The organism is Micromonospora sp. M51 (assembly GCF_018070305.1).
Classification (GTDB): domain Bacteria; phylum Actinomycetota; class Actinomycetes; order Mycobacteriales; family Micromonosporaceae; genus Micromonospora; species Micromonospora parva.
In genome coordinates, this window is sequence record NZ_JAGPXZ010000665.1 from 1 (window position 1) to 3,458 (window position 3,458).

Sequence of the window (3,458 nt, forward strand, 5' to 3'; positions counted from 1 at the left end):
CTGCCGCACTGTCGCCTCGGCCCGCCCGGCCTGCGCGCCCGGCGGCGTCGGAGCGGCGGTCGCGCCGGGTTCGGCCCGGTCCGCCATCACGGGTACGAAGACCAGGTCGGCCTCGCCCAGCAGCCGCACCGCCTTGACGGTGAGCAGCTCCGGGTCGCCGGGGCCGACACCGACCCCGGTGAGCGTGGCGGTCATCGGGCCGCCTCGACCAGTCGGCGGGCCGCGCCGGGGTGACCGGCCCAGTGGGTGTGCAGGTAGGACGCGTGCACCCGGCCGGAGACGAAACCGTGCTCGGCGTCGTTCCACCGCCACGCCGGTGCGTCGCCGTGCCCCGGGTCGGTGGTGGTGCGGTGGAACTCGTGGCCGCGTACCTGCGCACCGGCGCGGGCCACCGGGGAGTCGGTGCTCGCCACTGCCTCCCGGTAGCCGAGGGTGAGCCGGTCGGTCATCCGGGCGGTCAGGTCCAGCCGACCGCACATCGGTACGCCGTCCAGGGACCGCCCGAGGTAGAGCAGCCCGGCGCACTCGGCCACGATCGGCCCGTCGAAGTCGGCCAGCTCGGCGCGCAGCGCGGTGTTGTCGGCAAGCGCCTGGGCGTACGCCTCGGGGACGCCGCCGCCGATCACCACCGCGCGGGTGCCGGTGGGCAGCGCCGGGTCGCGCAACGGGTCGACGGTGACGACGTCCGCGCCGGCCGCGGTGAGCAGTTCGGCGGTCTCCGCGTACGAGAAGGTGAAGGCCGGACCACCGGCGAGCGCGACGCGTGGTCGCTCGACGCCGGCCGCCCCGCCGACGGCGGCGACCGGGTTCCACGCCGGGGTCGTCAACGGTGCGGCGGTGCGGGCCAGGTCGAGCACGGCGTCGACGTCCACCGTGGCCTCGACCAGTTCGGCAAGGGCGGTGACGATGGCGAGCGACTCGGGTGCCCGCTCGGCGACCGGCACCAACCCGAGGTGCCGGGCCGGCGCGGCCACCTCGGCGGCGCGGGTGACCGCCCCGAGCACCGGTACGCCCACCTCGGCGAGGGCGTCGCGCAGCAGTGTCTCGTGCCGGGGTGAGCCGACCCGGTTGAGGATCACCCCGCCGATCCGAACCGCCGGGTCGAACGCGGCCATGCCGAGGGTGAGCGCGGCGGCCGAACGGCCCTGCGCGGTGGTGTCCAGCACCAGCAGCACCGGTGCCTCGATCAGCCGGGCGACGTGCGCGGTGGAGGCGAAGTCACGCCGGCCCACCGCGCCGTCGTGCAGGCCCATGACGCCCTCGACCACGGCGACGTCGGCGGGCGTGGGGACGCTCGCGCCGTGTCGCAGCAGGGGGGTGATCAGGTCGGGCCCGACCAGGAACGGGTCGAGGTTGCGGCCGGCTCGTCCGGCGGCGAGGGCGTGGTAGCCGGGGTCGATGTAGTCGGGGCCGACCTTGTGCGGGCTGACGGCGAGTCCCCGTCGGCGGAGCGCGGCGAGCAGCCCGGTGGCGACCGTCGTCTTGCCGTGGCCACTGGCCGGGGCGGCGACCACCACCCGGGGCAGCGCCCACTGCCCGCTCACCATTCGATGCCCTTCTGGCCCTTCTGGCCGGCGTCCATCGGGTGCTTGACCTTGGTCAGCTCGGCGACCAGGTCGGCGGCGGCCACCAGGCGCGGGTCGGCGTCCCGCCCGGTGATCACGACGTGCTGGAAGCCGGGCCGGTCGGCCAGCGTGGCGACCACCTCGTCGACGTCCACCCAGCCCCACGTCATCGGATAGGTGAACTCGTCCAGCACGTACAGCCCGTACCGTTCGGCGGCCAGGTCACGCTGGATCTGCCGCCAGCCCTCCAGGGCGTCGGCGGCGTGGTCGGCGTCGCCGCCGCGCTGGATCCAGGACCAGCCCTCGCCCATCTTGTGCCAGGCCACCGGCGCGCCCTGGCCGGTGCGCTCGTGCACCTCGCCGAGGGTCCGGAAGGCGCTCTCCTCCCCCACCCGCCACTTGGCGCTCTTGACGAACTGGAACACCCCGACCGGCAGTCCGGCCGTCCAGGCCCGCAACGCCAGCCCGAAGGCCGCTGTCGACTTCCCCTTCATCTGCCCGGTGTGGACCATCAACAGCGGCCGGTGCCGCCGTTGCCGGGTCGTCAACCCGTCAGCGGGCACCACGCTCGGTTGTCCCTGCGGCATCAGGCCGTCCCCCATCCCTCGTCCAGGTGTCCCGCGATCTTGCGGTTTCTGTTGTTCATATGCGTGCTTGGTCCGTTATGCCGCGACAGAAAGTGCACGATCGCGGGGGTGGGGGTGGGTCAGGGATTCCAGGGGGGTTCTTGGGGCATTCAGCTGGGTGGCCAGGCGGGCGGCCAGGTGGAGGCGGACCGGGCCGGACTCGCAGTCGACGACCACGCAGGCAGCGTTGGTGGCGGCCAGGACCTGCGCCGCCGCTGCCGCCCGGTCCAGTGGGCGGGTGCCGGCGGTGGCCCGACCATCGGTGACGATGAGGACCAGCGGGCGGCGCTTCGGATCGCGCAGGCGCTCCACCCGCAGCAGGTCCGCGGCGGCGAGCAACCCCTCGGCCAGCGGTGTCCGCCCACCGGTGGGCAACTCGGCCAGCCGGGTCGAGGCGGCCAACACCGACGAGGTCGCCGGCAGCAGGGTCCGGGCACCGGCACCCCGGAACGCGATCACCGCGACCTTGTCCCTGCGCTGGTACGCGTCGGTGAGCAGGGCGAGCACCGCGTCCTTCACAGTGGTCATCCGCTGCCGGGCCCCCATCGATCCGCTCGCGTCCACCACGAAGAGCACCAGGTTGCCCTCACGCCCTTCGCGAACCGCCTCCCGCAGGTCGTCGCGGCGCAGTCGCAGCGGACCGGTGAGCCGGCCCCGGGCCGCCTGGTGCGGCGCGGCGGCGCGGATCGTGGCCGGCAGGTGCAGCGCGCCGACCCGGCCCGCCGGCACCCGCGCGCCGGTGGTGCGGCCCCGCCCGGTCCGGGCCCGCGACCGCCGGCCCGGCACCCCGTCACCCAGGCCGGGCGCGGTCAGCGTCCGCGCCCGCAGCCCACCCCGGGGTACGGCCACCGGCTGCGACTCCCCGCCCCGGGTCGGGTCCTCGGCACCGGCCGACGCTCCCCGGCCACCGGGCGTCCCCGCGTTCCGACCGTCGCCGTTCGGGTGCTGCGGCCAGCGGTCGTCGCCCCGGTCACCCGGCTGACGCCGCGGCCAGCCGTCGGTACCGTCCGGGCCGTCGGTGCGCCCGTCCGGGCCCGCGCCGTCACGTGCCGTCGAGTACCCGGCCGACCCTGGTTCGCCCTGCTCGACCCCGTCATCGCCGGCGTCGCCGCCCTGGGCTCCGCCGCCAGCCGGGCTACTTCCGTTCGGGCCGCCGCCACCGGCCGGGCCACCACCGTTGGGGCCACCGCCGTTGGGGCCACGGTCCTCGGAGCCACCGTCGTCGGGGCCGTCGGGGCCGTCGTCGTCCGGGTCGTCGGGGTGGGCG

The 3,458-nt window shown here is 75.9% G+C and carries 4 protein-coding genes; all 4 read right to left on the bottom strand.

Going from position 1 to position 3,458, the window contains the following annotated elements; all coding sequences use genetic code 11:
- The coding region (locus tag KBX53_RS26640) for an SAM-dependent methyltransferase (protein WP_247676264.1) at positions 1–195 on the bottom strand (195 nt) is incomplete at its 3' end.
- The gene (locus tag KBX53_RS26645; protein WP_210862274.1) at positions 192–1,547 is read right to left on the bottom strand and encodes a cobyrinate a,c-diamide synthase; all 1,356 of its coding nucleotides are present in this window, start codon (positions 1,545–1,547) and stop codon (positions 192–194) included. The genes KBX53_RS26640 and KBX53_RS26645, both read right to left, overlap by 4 nt.
- Positions 1,541–2,152 carry a cob(I)yrinic acid a,c-diamide adenosyltransferase gene (gene cobO, locus KBX53_RS26650; RefSeq protein ID WP_030327536.1) on the bottom strand — a complete coding sequence of 204 codons (612 nt, stop codon included), beginning with the start codon at positions 2,150–2,152 and terminating at the stop codon, positions 1,541–1,543. Before cobO ends, KBX53_RS26645 begins: the two co-directional genes overlap by 7 nt.
- A gap of 75 nt (positions 2,153–2,227) precedes the next feature.
- A partial coding sequence (locus KBX53_RS26655) for a VWA domain-containing protein (RefSeq protein WP_210862276.1) occupies positions 2,228–3,458 on the bottom strand: 1,231 nt, incomplete at its 5' end.

Excerpts from the sequence above, each read along its gene's own strand:
- cobO (WP_030327536.1), bottom strand. The coding sequence starts at position 2,152 with ATGCCGCAGGGACAACCGAGCGTGGTGCCCGCTGACGGGTTGACGACC.
- KBX53_RS26645 (WP_210862274.1), bottom strand. The coding sequence starts at position 1,547 with ATGGTGAGCGGGCAGTGGGCGCTGCCCCGGGTGGTGGTCGCCGCCCCG.